The sequence below is a fragment of the Rhizobium mongolense subsp. loessense genome (assembly GCF_900099775.1).
GTDB classification, from domain to species: Bacteria; Pseudomonadota; Alphaproteobacteria; order Rhizobiales; family Rhizobiaceae; genus Rhizobium; species Rhizobium loessense.
Map to the genome: position 1 here is coordinate 180,467 of NZ_FMTM01000004.1, position 14,448 is coordinate 194,914.

Here is a 14,448-nt window from a genome sequence, read left to right on the forward strand (position 1 = left end):
CTCAAGGACCCCGATGGCGGTGGCGAGCATGTATGTTGCAGTTCGACGAACAGCCATCTCCACTACTCCTTCTGCGCTTCTGCCGGAGCCGCCAGTTCGCCGACATCAGCCAATGCGGTGATTTCGATCGATTTCGCGCCCTCAGGCGGGGCGAAGGTAAAACTCTTTGCGTCGGGTTCCGTGCTGGTGTCCCAAGACTTGATCCGTAGCGTGTATTGCGGAGCGGCCGCCAGGGTCTTGCTGGTAATGACATATTTCCGCGGGATCGGAGTGGCGCCGAGCTCGACCCAGAGCTGCCAGTCCGTTTCCTGATTGCGGAATGCCAGATGTTCGCATTCGACACCGTCGACAACGCCGTGACCGATGTGCTTTGCTTGGATTACGCCGGCAACCAGCTCATCATACATATTGGAGAGCAGCAGATCGGCGCCTGGCATTTCAATATTGTGCTCGGCTCTCAGACGATCGATCATCTGGTCGAGTGATCCAGGCAATTCAAGCTGCGCGAAGGTGTTGGTATGCTTACCAAGCACAGTGACCGTCTTGCCGTCATAAACGAGTTCGACGTCCGTGTAGCCGCCCGTTCGCGTAACCCGCAGCTTGTCCGGTCGGTGCAAGGCTGCTTCGCCTGAAGAGGTGAACTGCAGTTTCTCGAGTTCAGGTGTGATCACCTCGATATCGACGTCGTACTTCAACACGACGTGTTTCTGTCCCGACACGTAGTCGGACATCGCTTTTAGGATCTTCTTTGCGTCCTCACCCTCGGCGCGCGCCGGCTGCGAGACCGTAAGCGGTAGCGCCAACCAAGCGATGAACAGCGAAAGCATAGCTACGAGCTTTGTCGGGTTCATGTGCGCATACTCCTGTGCGGCGTTGGGTGGACCTTCAATACTAGCGACTATCACTGCACGAGTTCGATCTCGCTCAGCCGCCATGACTTGTCGAAGAAAGGCTCCAGCGGGCTGTAGAGGCGAAGGATCGTCCACCAGCCCTTGCCGGGCACGGTCTGGATCCAGTTGCCGCGTGGCACGTCCTTGGGCTGCTCGGGCGCAAACCAGATAGTCGTCGACCCATCGGTGCTTTTCTCGGCGGCAGGCGAGGGATAAGTCTGGCTGCCGGCGCGCGGAAACTTCTGCGGCGTCTGCAGCATCGATCGGGTCTGGTTGTCGTAGACCGTGAACGACCAGAAATTCGCCTCAGGGATGTTCGGCGGCAATGTCACCTTGTAGGTCTTTGCGCCATCGAAATAGTTCTTGTCGGCATCCACGAAGCCCATGAGATACTGCGACCCGACGTTGGGCAGCCGCATGATCATGCCGGGGGAATCCATCGTATAGGCGTAGTAGAACGCGGTCCTGGAATCGAGCGTGCGCGCGCCGGTTGACGGCACCGGATCGAAGAAGCCCTCCTTGGTGATGTTCGGCGGTGGCGTCTCGAAGTTGTAGCCCCCCTGCCACAGCATGTTGGACCATCCTGAATCCGGGTAGTATGCCCAACCGGGATATTCGTTCGCGCGCCAGTTCAGCGTCCGGCCCGCAGCGTTGCCCATGACGGCCGCTTCGGTGAGAATCTTCTTCATCCGCTCGTCGGGATTGAAAGGCTTTCCCTTCACGATCCCGATGGCGGCCAATTGACCCGTGAGTTCGGGGCTGAACGAGCCGGCCGGCTCCATCTGAACCAGCTTGTCGACCATTTCAAAAAAGGAATAGTCGCTCGGCGGGATGGTGTTGAACGCCTTGCCGCTGCCCTCGACGAACTTCGTTTCGGGAGGGGGCGGATTGGCCGCGAGCCTGACCTTGCCTTCGAAGGCTGTGGCGATGCTCGTACCGTATCCACCGGGCGTGTAAGGATAGATTTTGAGGTTCTTCCTGATCAGGTCGACGCTCGGCTTTGGATCGCTTTTCTCCATAAAGGCGCGAACGGCATAAAGAAGATGACTTGTTGTCGAGCGGCCGATATGGAAACCACTGTCGGGAAGCGGGCCGTCATAGCCTGGCGGCAAGAACAGATACCTGCCGCCTTCGCCACGGTCGGGACCCGGAAAGCCGATGTCGATCACCCAGCCGAACCACATATCGTTGATGGTGCCGAGCGCCTTGGGCGGAACCTCGACCACCAACGGGCCCTTCGTCAGGTCGAGTGTCCCGACGGTATAGATCGTATCGGCGTTGGCGGTGAGAAAGAGCGAATTCGAATCCATCAGGTCGGAGAAGATGACGATCGAGTTGTCCTCTGCGCCGATGCTTTTGAAACCTTCGCGGATTGCATAGGCGGAGGCCCCGCTGTAGCTGTTGAGATAGGCGTCGAGGGCGCGCGTGAAGTCCAGCGTGTCGCGGACCTTCTCGACAGTTTCCTTGCTCGGTGCCCCGTCCTTGAACTCAAGCGTTCCGAGGTGCGTTGCGACCTTATCCGGCGCGGAAAGCGACCGTAGAACGTAGTCGGGAACCTGGGCCATGGTGATACCGGTTTGCGCCACAAGGAATGCTGCGACCCCTGTGACAATGAACGGTCTCTTCATTGAATTTCCCCCCTTTTTTGGCTGTTCCCATCCCCCGACAGCTGACGTCAGCCGTAGCCGCAGTCATGCGCGTGCCAGCTCACCCGCCTTTAAGCTTGGCTCAATGCTATGCTCCAGGCGGTTCTCCGTCCTGTCATTTCGCGACAAAAGAAAAATTCAGGAATAGCCGGGCTTGGCGCGGCTGCCGGACTTCTTCTGAGGAGCTTGCGATCGACGGAACTCCGAGGGCTTGAGCCCGGTCCAGTGGCGAAACGCTCGCGTGAAATTCGCCGGGTCGGAGTAACCAAGCTCATAGGCAACATCGATCACCCGAACGCTCGGATCAGACATCAACCTTAATGCGGTCTCGAAGCGAACTTCGGCCAGGAGATCGGAATATTCCTCCTCAGATTCGGACAGGTACCGCTGCAGGGTGCGCGGATGCAGGCCCACAGCCTCGGCGACATCACTGAGCTGGCAGCGCCCCCGGTTCATCAGCGCCGATATCACCTGCTTGATCGAACCCGCAAAATCGCCCGCAGGCGACGAGCGCTCGAAGGCCGTCTGATCGTGCTTGTCGCCCCACTCGTTTCCGGACCAGAACCAGCGCATGGGCCGGTTCAAAATTTCCGCCGGAAAGACAATACCCGTAAATTCCGACTGTCTTAGACGTGCGCCGTCAAAGACCTTCCGCACCGGCCCGAGGTCAAGGACCGGATTGGGCGAGAGCACTTCTCCCGGCTGCCAGGAAGGTCCGGCGGCCAACCGCACGAGATCCCGCAAGAGCAGGAGCGCGCACTGCTGCGCGTATCGGCTGCCGGCTGCCGTCTCGCAAGTATAGGCATGAAAGATTTGCACGTCGTTGCCGGTGCGGGACCACCAGATACGTTCAGCCGAACTGTAAAGCGGGAATTTCGAGTGGAGCTTGCCGAGTGCATCATGCAGGGTCAATGACCGCCGCAGGCTCCTTCCGAACGCGCCGAGGCTTTCAATCCGCGCATGCTCGCCAACGGCAAAGCCAAAATCGGGCGAGCCCACGGCGCGAGCACTTTTGTCCAGAAACGAGTGAGCCAATTGAACGGGAACGAGCGCTTCCGGATCTTTGTGCACAAGGGCCGGGATGAGCGCCTTCTCGAGCACGCGCTCGACCGGCGCACCGATTTCTTCCATGAACTCCACGAAGGGAAGGTACGCGCTGCCGCGAACCAGGGGCGTACCAAAGGTGACCGGCATATACGCACATCCTACAATGTAACTTGAAAAAAAGCGCAATCAGAAGTTCAGTGCATGCAATATACGACGAATATGAACGTTTGTTAATATACCGCGAGGCGATCGGGGAGAATGATGGTTCGTGCAGCACCAGAGGGCTGCCGCTTTTGCCGTCTGCGCATGCTTCGATCAGAGTCCCGACCGCTGGTGCGAGAGACGCACGCTCTGCGAATGACCACATGCCCCGCGATCTAGGTCCATCTGCGGTAGGTCGCCGCCGACGAACCGGGCCTAAGCTTCAAGGCGCTGCTGGGTCTGCCTGTCGAAAAAATGGACCTTGGCCGTTTCGAAGGACAGCTTCACGTGCTGTTCCGGGCTCAGCTCCACGCGTTCGCGGACGACCCAGGTCAGTTCCTTGCCTTCGACCTCTACCGCGACATGCGTTTCCGACCCCGTAGGTTCGACGACCTTGACGACTGCGTCCACGCCGTTCTCGCCGCCCAGGGCGATGTCCTCCGGGCGAATGCCCAACGTCAGAGATCGATTTGCCGAGTTGGCCGGGGCCTGCGACAGCTTCACGCGTGAACCACCAGATAGCGACAATGCAGGACCTCCGGTTTCCTGCAAGGTACCCTCGAGAAAATTCATCGCGGGGGAACCCAGGAAGCCTGCAACAAAGATGTTGCGGGGCCTGTCGTAGAGCTCAAGCGGGCTGCCGATCTGTTCGACGCGGCCGCCTTGCAGCACGACGATCTTGTCGGCCATGGTCATGGCTTCGATCTGATCGTGAGTGACGTAGACGATCGTGGTCTTCAGGCGCTGGTGCAAAGCTTTGATCTCCGCTCTCATCTTCACCCGCAGCTTTGCGTCCAGATTTGAGAGGGGCTCGTCGAAGAGAAACACTTTTGGATCTCGAACAATGGCGCGACCCATTGCAACGCGCTGTCGCTGTCCGCCCGACAACTGGGCCGGCTTTCGATCGAGCAGGGGCTGCAGCCCCAGAATGGCCGCAGCTTGCCCTACCTTGTGTTCGATTTCTGGCCGCTTCACCCCGGCGAGTTCGAGGGCAAATCCCATATTTTGCGCGACCGTCATTTGTGGGTACAATGCGTAGTTCTGGAAAACCATCGCAATATCGCGATCCTTCGGCTGAAGGTGGTTTACAATCCGACCTTCAATGCTGATCTGGCCAGCGCTAATCTCCTCAAGCCCGGCAATCATACGCAGCAACGTCGACTTGCCGCAGCCAGAAGGGCCGACGAGAATGACAAACTCACCGTCGGCGATCTCGACGTCCACGCCGTGAATAATGTCGACCGCGCCGAAGGACTTCTTAACGTCTTTGATGCTCAACCCAGACATAGGGGACCTCTTTTATACCCTTTGGCGCTTCTTGCGTACGCGCAGGGCTTGATATGGCTTGCGCGGAATTTCGACACCAAAGGCCGCGTCGGGCTTGCCTCCCCGGACGATCGCACCGTGCCGCACAGGATGGGTCACCGGGGCCGCTACCTTCTTGGCAGATGTGACTGTCATCTCCCAGGTGTCGATAAGATCGACGTCGTAGTCGTCGCTATCCATAGGCAGGCCCGATGACCAGATAATCGGCTGATGCTCGCCGAAATAGATGAGACGGAAGTCCCCGTCGCCGTCACGCGCTCCCGAAACTCGAGACCACGGCCATTCCGTGACCGGGCCGATCGGGTTCAGGCCATGTTTCGCATCTGCCTCTACCAGGTCGCGGAGGAAGCCGATGCGCTTCCAGGCTTCGCCATGAAGCGCACCACCCTTCGCCCACCAGATAAGGTCTTCGGGATGCGCATAGGTTTCACCATGGCCGGCATAGCCGCCGCGCGTGAGGGTGATCCAGTAGCGGTGAACGAGCTCCTGTGCGCTCAGATTGCCCCAGGACTGCAGGATGTCGCCCTCGTATTCCGGCTCGTCGTTCACGACCGGCTTGCCATACGCATCTCGCCACTCCTGCGTCCGCTTGACGTCCGGGTTCTGAATGCAGGTGTGCGTTACCCATGGCTTGCGATGATCATAGTTTGCCGTCACGTCGCCGTTGTGGATCGAGCGCAGATGCTGGTAAGGGTCATTTTCCTCCAAAATTTGGAAGTATCGATCCCACTGCGCCATCGGCTTGGTATCGATCAAGAAGTCGTACTCGTTGGCAAGAGCCCACCAGATGTTGCGGTAAGCTGACAGGCGCGCCGCCAGGTAGGCGACATAGCGGAAATCCTGTTCTGCGGACATGTCTGCATAGCCCCACCTGTCGTATGGGTGGAACATGATGATGTCCGCCTCGATGCCGAGCTCGCACAACGCGGCCACTTGCTTGTCGAGATGCTGGAAGAGCACAGGGTTAGGTCTGTCGAAGTCTTCCTTGCCATCTGCGCCCTTCTCGAAGCACGCGTAAAGGGGCTCGTTGACGTTGTATGGATAATCCTTCGGAAAGACGCCCATCCGGATCTTGTTGAAGCGGGTCTTCTTGAGGGTCTCAAGGGTCTGTTCTTGCATCCTAAGCGGCTGGTGGGTCCAAGCGTAGCAGGTCGTACCGAAGGAAAAGAACGGGCTCCCATCCGCGTAGGCGAAGTGGAATTTGTTTCGCACGCGCACCGGACCGTGATTGCCTGCCGATGGCGCGGTCGCCACCACAAAGCCGGTCTTTCCGTCGAGTGCGGCGATCTTGGAGCGAGTGCGGAAAGACCATTGTCCCTCGACGTCGGGCATAAAGCGGATACGATAGGTGTCATCGCCATCATAGAAGCCCGGCACACGCACTTGCCGGCTCTTGTGCGTGAACACGGCATCGAATGCCACGTCGACGTAGGGGTTTCCGTCGCAAGGCCCCTGAAAGGAGGCTTCGAACATTCCCCACTTTTCGACGGTTGCATCGGACATCACATTCTCCTCGTAAAAATGTCGATTCTCAGCCTTTGACCGCACCGGAGGTGAGGCCGGATACGAAATAGCGCTGGAATATCAGATAGACGATCGTCGCTGGCAGGACCGTCATGACGATCGCAGCGTTGAGCTGACCATAGTTGCTCGAGAACTGGCCCTGGAATGACATCAGGCCGAGCGGCAGGGTCCACATGTGTTGATCCTGCAGCAGCACCAGCGCCATGGCGAACTCGTTCCACGTGGAGACGAAGTCGAGAATGAGCAGTGCTGCAAGGACAGGAAGGCAGACCGGCAGAAAAATCCGTCTGAAAATCGTCAAATGGCTTGCGCCGTCAATGAGCGCTGCTTCCGAGAGTTCCTTGGGAATCCCTTTGAAGAACCCGTGCAGAATGAAAACCTGATATGGAACGCCGAACGCGATGTAGGGAAGAATGACACCGGGATAGGTGTCGATGAGGCCGAACGAGTTCACCAGGGTGAATAACGGGGCGAGCATCACCTGGAAGGGAATCATCGTGCCGAACACGACGAGCAGCAACAGTGCTTTGCTGATCATGAGCTTGATCTTGGCAAGGGCGTAGGCGGCCATCGCCGATAGCATCAGGCCCAACGGCACCTTGATGACCGTGATGATGACGCTGTTGAAGAAGGCGCTTGCGAAATTGCCGCGGCTCCACGCTGCACTGTAGTTCTCCAAGGCGAGTTCAGTCGGAGGCATGAACGCGCCCGTGCCCGTCACCGCCGCCGGCGTCTTTAAGGATGTGAAGACTATGAAGACGAACGGCGCGATCCAGATCAGTGCCACGATTACCAAGGCGACCCACAGACCGAGCAAGATGGGATCTCGCCTCACTGATAATGGCTCGGTCGTGAGGCGCATAGTGGTCGAACCAGTCGGCACTGCTGTCACGATTCAACCTCCTCGTGCTTTTGGGTCCATCTGAGATAGGGGATGACCACGCTTATGGTGATCAGGAGCAGTACGACGGATATTGCGGCGCCGCGGCCGAAATCGAAGATCTGCATGGCCTGCGTGAACGCCCAGAGCGCGAGCATCTGAGTCGACTGCGCCGGCCCGCCGCCTGTCAGACCATAAACGATGTCGAACGCCTTCAACGACGAGATGATGGAAAGAACGAGAACGATGGTGATGGTTGGGCGCAACGCCGGCAAAGTCACGTGCTTGAACACCGCCCACCGTCCAGCCCCATCAATACGCGCGGCCTCGACAAGCGTCTGTGATACATTCTGCAGGCCCGCCAGAAACAGGACCATCGAGAAGCCGACAGTTTGCCAAAGATAGGCGACGAAGACGGAATAGAGGGCGATATCCTTGTTGCCCAGCCAGTCCTTGATCCAGCCCTGCATGCCCCAGGAGGTGAGCATTTGGCTGAAGAGGCCGAAGAACGGATCGTACATCCATTTCCACATCGTGGCGACAGCGATCGGCGCAATGATGACCGGTAGGTAGAAAACCGCCCTAAGGCTATTGCGGCCGAAAATCTTCTGATTGAGACTGAGTGCCAAGAGGAGCCCGACCATTGGTGGGAAGATCAGGCTCATTACCGTCCAGATGACCGTATTGCGGAAGGCTACCCAGAAAACGGGGTCTTTCGTGAAGATCGCCGAGTAGTTTGCCAGGCCTACGAACTGCCGATGCGGGTCCAGTCCGTTCCATTTCTGGAAGCTCAGGACGACGACGTTGAGCATCGGATAGAGGGCAAACACTGCATAGACTGCCAAGGCTGGCACCAGCAGAATGAGCGCTTGCACGCGCGGATCGTATGTCGATTGTCGAAGTGACATGCTCTCCTCCTGGCAGTGGAGAACCGCTGCCAGCTCATGAAAAGGGGGGCCGGCCGATCTCGGATTCCGATCAACCGGCGCCTTGGGAGGAATCAGGTGCGGCTTGCAATGAAGCTCTGTAACTGCTTGGCCGCTTCAGCAGGCTCCACGCTGCCAGAGGCGACGTCGTTGATGACGCGGAAGTATTCCGTCGTGACATCAAGCGGGAACGCCTGGTCGCCGTTCATGTAGACCTTGCCGTATTTCCTGAAGATATCCAGCCATTCCTGCTGGAGCGGCTTCACGTTGGAGTATTCTACGTTCTTGTTGACCGAGGTCGAGCTGATCTGACCGACCAGATCCTGCTGCACCTTCGTCGAAAGGAAGTAATCGAGGAACTTCGCCGCTATGTCGGGGTTCTTGCTCTTGGTGCTGATGTAGTTGTATTCGGCAAATCCATAGAGACGGTCGGTGTTGGTCGGGAACGGGAAAATGCCGTAGTCGTCGAGGTTTGCACCAGAGCCGTCAAGCTGGCCGACCAGCCAGTCGCCTTCGAGCATCATCGCTGCACGACCTGCGGTGAAGAGGCTGTAGGACTGCTTGTTGTCAATGCCCATGAACGGCTGCAGCGTGTAGTCCTTCGTCCATTTGGCAAATTCCCCGAACGCCTCCGTCGCGCAGGGCTCCTTCGTCCAGTCGACCTTCATCGCCTTCAGCGCGTCATGCTTTTCGGAGCCGCATTTGGTCTCGAGGATTACGTCTACCAGACGCATGACGTGCCAATTGACGGTGCCGCCGAACGTGAAGGCGGGAATCCCTGCAGCCTTCAGCTTCTCGGCTGCAGCGAGAAGGTCGTCATAAGTCTTGGGCTCGTCCTTGATGCCGGCCTGTTCGAAGAGCTTCTTGCTGTAGTAGACCGCTTCGCCCTTGAATGTGAACGGCACGCCGTGCTTGCCGCCCGGATAAAGGGCGGCGAAAGCCGCGGCCGAGGGCAGCAGTTCGTCGTTCCATTTGTACTGGGCGTAGTACTTGTCGAGCGGCAAAGACAGGCCGGCCTTGACGTATTCGCCGCCAAGTCCCAAGCCCGCCCAGCTAAAATAAATGTCGGGTCCCTTGTCGGAACCTGCAGCGACGCGCAAGGCTGTCTTGTGCTCGTCGACAGCGCGCTGGACGATCTCGACATGGGAGCCGGGGTTTGCGGTTTCGAAATCTGTTGCAACCTTCTTTAGGGCGACATTTGCGGCATTGTTGTCGAAGTTGAGGGTCCAGAGCGTGATTTCCTCTGCAAGAACCGGCGTTGCCGATAGTGCCGCGACGGCCATGGCAACGATGCTCACAGACTTTAATTTCGCAGATGGGGTCAGCATTACCGTCCTCCTCTTGTAAGCCGACCTCCTTTTTGCAGATAGTCATTGACATGTCAACTGGTATGATGAGCTAACCATCACGTGTCGACGCCAACCACGCCATCGCTTCAATCACGATGACGGCCGAGGCCGCGCCCGGATCGACGTGTCCCATGGCCCGGTCACCGAGCCGGGCCGCGCGACCCTTGCCGGCGATCATGCCGCTCGTCGCCTCACAGCCGTCGCGCGCCGCTTGAACTGCGGCCGCCAAGCATTGGGAGAGGGAGGCGCCCCGACGCCGGGCATCCAGTGCAGCATTGGCCGCCGGCCCCCAGGCGTCCATCATCGTTTTCTCGCCGAGCTCTGCCTTGCCGCGCTCATGGATGCCTTGAACCATCGCCGCGACAACAGATAGGAAGTCGTCGTCGCTCAATGCCTGCTTGTCCTTCGCGGCAGTTCCGGCGCGCATGAATGCCGTGGCATACAGTGGCCCCGAGGAAGCGCCGACCGCGTTCAAAAATGCCTTGGCGGCGGTGTTGAACACAGGCGTCGGCGCAGTCTGGGTGGAGTCGAGTTCGCCAACGGCCTTAGCGACGGCCTGGCAACCAGCATCCATCGCGAGGCCATGGTCCCCATCGCCGATGACACCGTCCAGCTCGCAAAGATGGTCGCGGTTCTTCGCCATGTCCTCGGCGATGCGCGCAAACAGGTGCTGCAGATCCCTGGTTGTGATGGCCATTGGTCACCTCGTAAACATGGCGCAATCGCAGGGATGGTCGATCAAGCGCTGAAGCTCCCCATCAAGGTGCATGACGGTGATCGAGGCGCCGGCCATCTCAAGCGACGTGCAGTAGTTTCCGACGAGTGATGTGTGGACGACAATTCCGGTGTCATCAAGCCGGGACTTCACGCGACGCATCATGATGTAGAGTTCCATCATCGGCGTCGAACCCAAAGAGTTGACCAGGACTGCGACACGATCGCCGGGACTGGCATTCATCTCCCGAAGAATGCTGTCCATGAGTTCGTCGGTCACCTCGTCGGCCGTTTTCAGCGGCCCGCGGGCCACGCCGGGCTCTCCGTGAATTCCCATCCCGATCTCCATCTCGTCTTCGCCGATCAGGAAGTTCGGTCTAAGCGTCTGAGGCAGCGAACACGGCGAGAGCGCGACGCCCATCGTGTAGGTCCGCGAATTGGCGTGCCGGGCGGCGCGCTCGACGTCGTCGAGGGAATAAAGCAGATCGCATGCCGCACCAGCGGCCTTGAATATGAAAACGTTGCCCGCCACGCCGCGTCGCTTGTGAATTTGGTCCGAAGGGGCCGAGGCAACGTCGTCCGTCGTCAGAACGGTCCGCACTTCTATGTCGTCTAAGGCAAGCATTTCGGCGGCCATATCGAAGTTCATGACGTCGCCGGCGTAATTGCCATACATGAAAAGAACACCGGCACCGCCGTCGACGGCTTTGGCACACGCGATAATGGGATCGGGCGGCGGCGATGCGAATACATTGCCTATCGCAGCAGCGTCTGCGAGCCCTTTGCCGACAAAACCGAGGAATGTCGGTTCGTGCCCGGACCCGCCGCCGATGACCAGCCCGACCTTGCCTTGGCGCGGTCCGTTTTTGGCAATGATCGCCCGTGGCATGCCCTCGGCCGCATAAAGATGGTCCGGATGAGCCGCAAGGACACCTTGCAGCATCTCATCGACGACGTTTGCACCGGAATTGATAAGCTTCTTGGTCTTCACGCCGATCCTCCCCTGATCCAGGCACGATGTCATAGATGCAGCTGCCAGGCTGAAGGTCAATCGGCGAGTGGAAAGACCGCTGTCGCGAGGGGGGCGAGTTGAAGGATTGCGCTCGCATCTCCTGACACACTCGTGCACGCGCCACGATCGATGGTTTGTTCGCAGCCCGTCAGGTTGACAATGTGAAGGCTTGCCCCTGTGGTGCCGTTAACGACAAATGCCAGGACCTTCGAGGGGGAGGAGGACAGGCACTCCTGCCAGGATGAACCAGCCAATGCAGACAGCGTCCGCACCGTATTGAACAACGGGCGCCGGCCGCCTTCCTGGATCGGTTCAGTCGGACCGGCGATCAAGCCAGACGAACCGGTCAACGCCGATAGGGTCAGGCATTCGAGATCGGCATCCAGCACTCGGATGGCGTAACCAAGTGCAAAGGCCTCCGCGAAACGTCCGTTATGGCGCGGGTCGCGGCTGGCCATGGGGATGCGTGCACCCGACGGATTGTCCATCGTGCGGCTGCCATAGGGGTTCTGTCGCATCGCGATGGTCGACGGGCCGATCCGGTAGGGTTTCCGGCCGTAGATGGCCCGCACGGAGCGGGTGATGAAGGGCAGGGACTCCAATGTCTGCATGACGCTGAGATCGTCGGCCGCATGCACGATGGGGTTGGTGCAGTGGCTGATGAAGTCAAGCGGTCCGTCCGGTACCTGCTTGCGGTTGAGTTCGGTAAAATAGCTCAGCATGCCGCCGCCGATGCGAATACCCGAAAAAGCCGAGCGGGCTCCCGCGTAGACCTCTTCAAGAGGTGGGCAGTCTGGCCATTTGCTGCCGGGCGGCGTTGATTGCCGGTCGACCGAGGGTGAGATCATGATCGCATCCGGGTTGAATTCCGCCGACTGCATCTGTCGGGCAATCTTGGCCGCCTCGAATGCTGGGGATTGCTTGCAGGGAAGTGCGATCTCCAGCGTCGAGCGTCCGCGGTGAATGGCGGCGATTGCGGCGAACCGGTTGAGCGCTTCGACGCCATGTCCAGAACCAGGATCGAAATGGAAGAGGAGTTCCTGGGGAGCGATTTCCGATAGTGTCGTCTTTGCCGAGAGCGTCGCATCAGCTTCCTCGGGTGTAATGATTAGACCGATTGCCGGCATCGTCCCGGTCCGCGTCCCGAGCTTGAGTTTTATAGTTTTGCCGAAGGCCGCGGCCAAGGGGCGTCGCGCACGGCGGCCGTCCGTGATGATGAGCGATGCTTTCTGCCGGACAGGCTGATTTTCCGCAATTGCATAGGGCCACGGAAGGGCGAGTGGTCTGACGTAAGTCTTGAATGAGGCATCCGACCAGTTTCTCTGGTCTTCCATTTCAAAGGTGTCGCCCTCCATCCTGCATTCCGCCTTGACGCCAGGCATGACGTCATGGCTGATGGCGCGCATGTCCTTGAACGGTTGCCACGGCTCGACTAAATCGGGAAACCTTGTCGCGACGATCCTGCCGTCGACGTGCTCGACGGCAGCCCGCGTTCCGGCTATTCCGACGATCGGATGCAGGATGCAGAAGCCGCAGCGGTTGGTCTCGAAGCCTGTTTTTGAGACAACTTCGGCCGCGAAATCGAGCCGGTCGGTGCTTCCAGCGATGCGAACGTCGATGAGGAGCGTCGTGTTCTGCGGTCCCTCGCATTGAGCCCGGTAGCCGACCTCGAAACGATCACCCTTCTGGCTGATCTTGAGGTCGGAGATCTCCGGGCTGTAGGTGCCCCAGTCCCGGTCGCGCACAAGGTAGGAGATTGCTCTCAGCACCTCGGTTCCGTCATAGCGAATGGTGCGGAGGCTGCCATTGGCAAGATCGGCCTCCAGTTTTCCGGCACGCAGTCGGACCGGCTTCGGTTCGACGAGACGGGTGCCGTAGAGCAGAAATGGATCGAGCGTCATTGCAGCATAGCTCCGACATCGATCGTCTGACCGGTCGCTGCACTTTCATAGGCTCCCTCGACGAGTGCGAATGTCCTCAGATTGTCGGCGCCGGAGGTCGAGTGGGCCATGCCGCGCTTCAACTGGTCGACCCAGTGTTGCTGGATCGCGTACACGCTCTCCTGAATGTTATGCCAGGGCCGTGACGCCCAGGGCAGCAGCTTCGGAGACACATTCGTGGTCGTGGTGCCCCGCGCGTTGTTCACTTTGAGGCTGTAACCTTGGGTGAGCCGGATCGTGCCCATTGATCCGTCAAGCTCGACCAACGTCTCGGGGAACGGTTCGCTCGAGAGTTTCGTGGCGTAACTGACGTCGACGACCGATGTGGCGCCGTTTTTGTGGTCAAGCAGGATCGTCGCGACGTCCTCGCCCTTAATCTTGGGATTGACCCGCGTCGTGCGAGCCGTGATTGCCGAAACGTCGCCGAGGATGTAACGCGCAATGTCGAGTGCATGGATGCCGAGGTCCTCGATGATGAACCGCTCACCTTCTGCCAGATACGGCTGTCCCGAAAAGACGTCATAGCCGGAGCGGAAGGAGAAACGTCCCCAGAAGGGTGTGCCGATTGCGCCCTCCTCCAGCGCCTTTCGAACCGCCTGGATCGGCGTCTGCCAGCGGAAATTCTCGTGCACCATCAGCGCTACGCCGGCATTATGGCACGTCTCGACCATGATCTTTGCGTCCGAAAGCGTCTTGGCAAACGGCTTCTGGCAGATGGCCGGCACCTTGTGCCGGGCCGCCATTTCCACAAGGGCGCGGTGGCTTTCCACCGTCGTGGCAATATCGACGAAATCGAAACCGCCGTCTGCAAACAGTGCTTCGGCATCGCTATAGCGGCAATCGATGCCGAACTGATCTCCGACGACCTTCAACCTTGCCGGATCGCGGTCGCAGATCGCGACGATCCTGGCGCCTTCGACATCGTTCCATGCGTGCATCTGGTTGATCGAAAAAAAGCCGCAGCCGATCAATGCACCTTTCAATTCGGTCATT

The 14,448-nt window shown here is 59.0% G+C and carries 12 protein-coding genes; all 12 read right to left on the reverse strand.

Annotated elements, in window-relative coordinates:
- Window positions 1-62: 62 nt before the first annotated feature.
- Window positions 63-851, reverse strand: a complete 789-nt coding sequence (locus BLP23_RS15795; protein ID WP_092585742.1) for a DUF2092 domain-containing protein — start codon at window positions 849-851, stop codon at window positions 63-65.
- A 50-nt stretch (window positions 852-901) separates the two neighbouring features.
- Window positions 902-2,518, reverse strand: coding sequence for a DUF1254 domain-containing protein (locus tag BLP23_RS15800; protein ID WP_092585743.1), 1,617 nt, complete (start codon window positions 2,516-2,518; stop codon window positions 902-904).
- A gap of 156 nt (window positions 2,519-2,674) precedes the next feature.
- A complete protein-coding gene (locus BLP23_RS15805) occupies window positions 2,675-3,730 on the reverse strand; it encodes an AraC family transcriptional regulator (protein WP_092585744.1) in 1,056 nt (351 codons plus the stop codon).
- Between the two features lie 270 nt (window positions 3,731-4,000).
- Window positions 4,001-5,071 (reverse strand): ABC transporter ATP-binding protein, encoded by a 1,071-nt coding sequence (locus BLP23_RS15810; protein WP_092585745.1) that lies wholly within the window; start codon window positions 5,069-5,071, stop codon window positions 4,001-4,003.
- 12 nt (window positions 5,072-5,083) lie between these two features.
- Complete coding sequence (locus BLP23_RS15815) at window positions 5,084-6,613, reverse strand: DUF5060 domain-containing protein (RefSeq protein ID WP_092585746.1); 1,530 nt, start codon at window positions 6,611-6,613, stop codon at window positions 5,084-5,086.
- 28 nt (window positions 6,614-6,641) lie between these two features.
- Window positions 6,642-7,526 carry a carbohydrate ABC transporter permease gene (locus BLP23_RS15820; protein ID WP_092585747.1) on the reverse strand — a complete coding sequence of 295 codons (885 nt, stop codon included), beginning with the start codon at window positions 7,524-7,526 and terminating at the stop codon, window positions 6,642-6,644.
- On the reverse strand, window positions 7,523-8,422 hold the full coding sequence (locus BLP23_RS15825) for a carbohydrate ABC transporter permease (protein ID WP_092585748.1): 900 nt from the start codon (window positions 8,420-8,422) through the stop codon (window positions 7,523-7,525). Before BLP23_RS15825 ends, BLP23_RS15820 begins: the two co-directional genes overlap by 4 nt.
- Before the next feature lie 92 nt (window positions 8,423-8,514).
- Entirely contained in the window at window positions 8,515-9,768 is a 1,254-nt protein-coding gene (locus BLP23_RS15830) for an extracellular solute-binding protein (protein WP_092585749.1), read from the reverse strand.
- Between the two features lie 70 nt (window positions 9,769-9,838).
- Window positions 9,839-10,486, reverse strand: a complete 648-nt coding sequence (gene dhaL / locus BLP23_RS15835; protein ID WP_092585750.1) for a dihydroxyacetone kinase subunit DhaL — start codon at window positions 10,484-10,486, stop codon at window positions 9,839-9,841.
- A 3-nt stretch (window positions 10,487-10,489) separates the two neighbouring features.
- Window positions 10,490-11,494: a dihydroxyacetone kinase subunit DhaK gene (locus BLP23_RS15840; protein WP_092585751.1), complete on the reverse strand. Its 1,005-nt coding sequence runs from the start codon at window positions 11,492-11,494 to the stop codon at window positions 10,490-10,492.
- 56 nt (window positions 11,495-11,550) lie between these two features.
- Entirely contained in the window at window positions 11,551-13,416 is a 1,866-nt protein-coding gene (gene apnL / locus BLP23_RS15845) for a D-apionate lactonase (RefSeq protein WP_092585752.1), read from the reverse strand.
- Window positions 13,413-14,447, reverse strand: coding sequence for a Gfo/Idh/MocA family protein (locus tag BLP23_RS15850; protein ID WP_092585753.1), 1,035 nt, complete (start codon window positions 14,445-14,447; stop codon window positions 13,413-13,415). The genes apnL and BLP23_RS15850 overlap by 4 nt, the downstream gene beginning before the upstream one ends.
- Window position 14,448: the final 1 nt, after the last annotated feature.

Excerpts from the sequence above, each read along its gene's own strand:
- BLP23_RS15825 (WP_092585748.1), bottom strand. The coding sequence starts at position 8,422 with ATGTCACTTCGACAATCGACATACGATCCGCGCGTGCAAGCGCTCATT.
- BLP23_RS15800 (WP_092585743.1), bottom strand. The coding sequence starts at position 2,518 with ATGAAGAGACCGTTCATTGTCACAGGGGTCGCAGCATTCCTTGTGGCG.
- BLP23_RS15805 (WP_092585744.1), bottom strand. The coding sequence starts at position 3,730 with ATGCCGGTCACCTTTGGTACGCCCCTGGTTCGCGGCAGCGCGTACCTT.
- BLP23_RS15830 (WP_092585749.1), bottom strand. The coding sequence starts at position 9,768 with ATGCTGACCCCATCTGCGAAATTAAAGTCTGTGAGCATCGTTGCCATG.
- BLP23_RS15815 (WP_092585746.1), bottom strand. The coding sequence starts at position 6,613 with ATGTCCGATGCAACCGTCGAAAAGTGGGGAATGTTCGAAGCCTCCTTT.
- apnL (WP_092585752.1), bottom strand. The coding sequence starts at position 13,416 with ATGACGCTCGATCCATTTCTGCTCTACGGCACCCGTCTCGTCGAACCG.
- BLP23_RS15795 (WP_092585742.1), bottom strand. The coding sequence starts at position 851 with ATGAACCCGACAAAGCTCGTAGCTATGCTTTCGCTGTTCATCGCTTGG.
- BLP23_RS15850 (WP_092585753.1), bottom strand. The coding sequence starts at position 14,447 with ATGACCGAATTGAAAGGTGCATTGATCGGCTGCGGCTTTTTTTCGATC.
- BLP23_RS15810 (WP_092585745.1), bottom strand. The coding sequence starts at position 5,071 with ATGTCTGGGTTGAGCATCAAAGACGTTAAGAAGTCCTTCGGCGCGGTC.
- dhaL (WP_092585750.1), bottom strand. The coding sequence starts at position 10,486 with ATGGCCATCACAACCAGGGATCTGCAGCACCTGTTTGCGCGCATCGCC.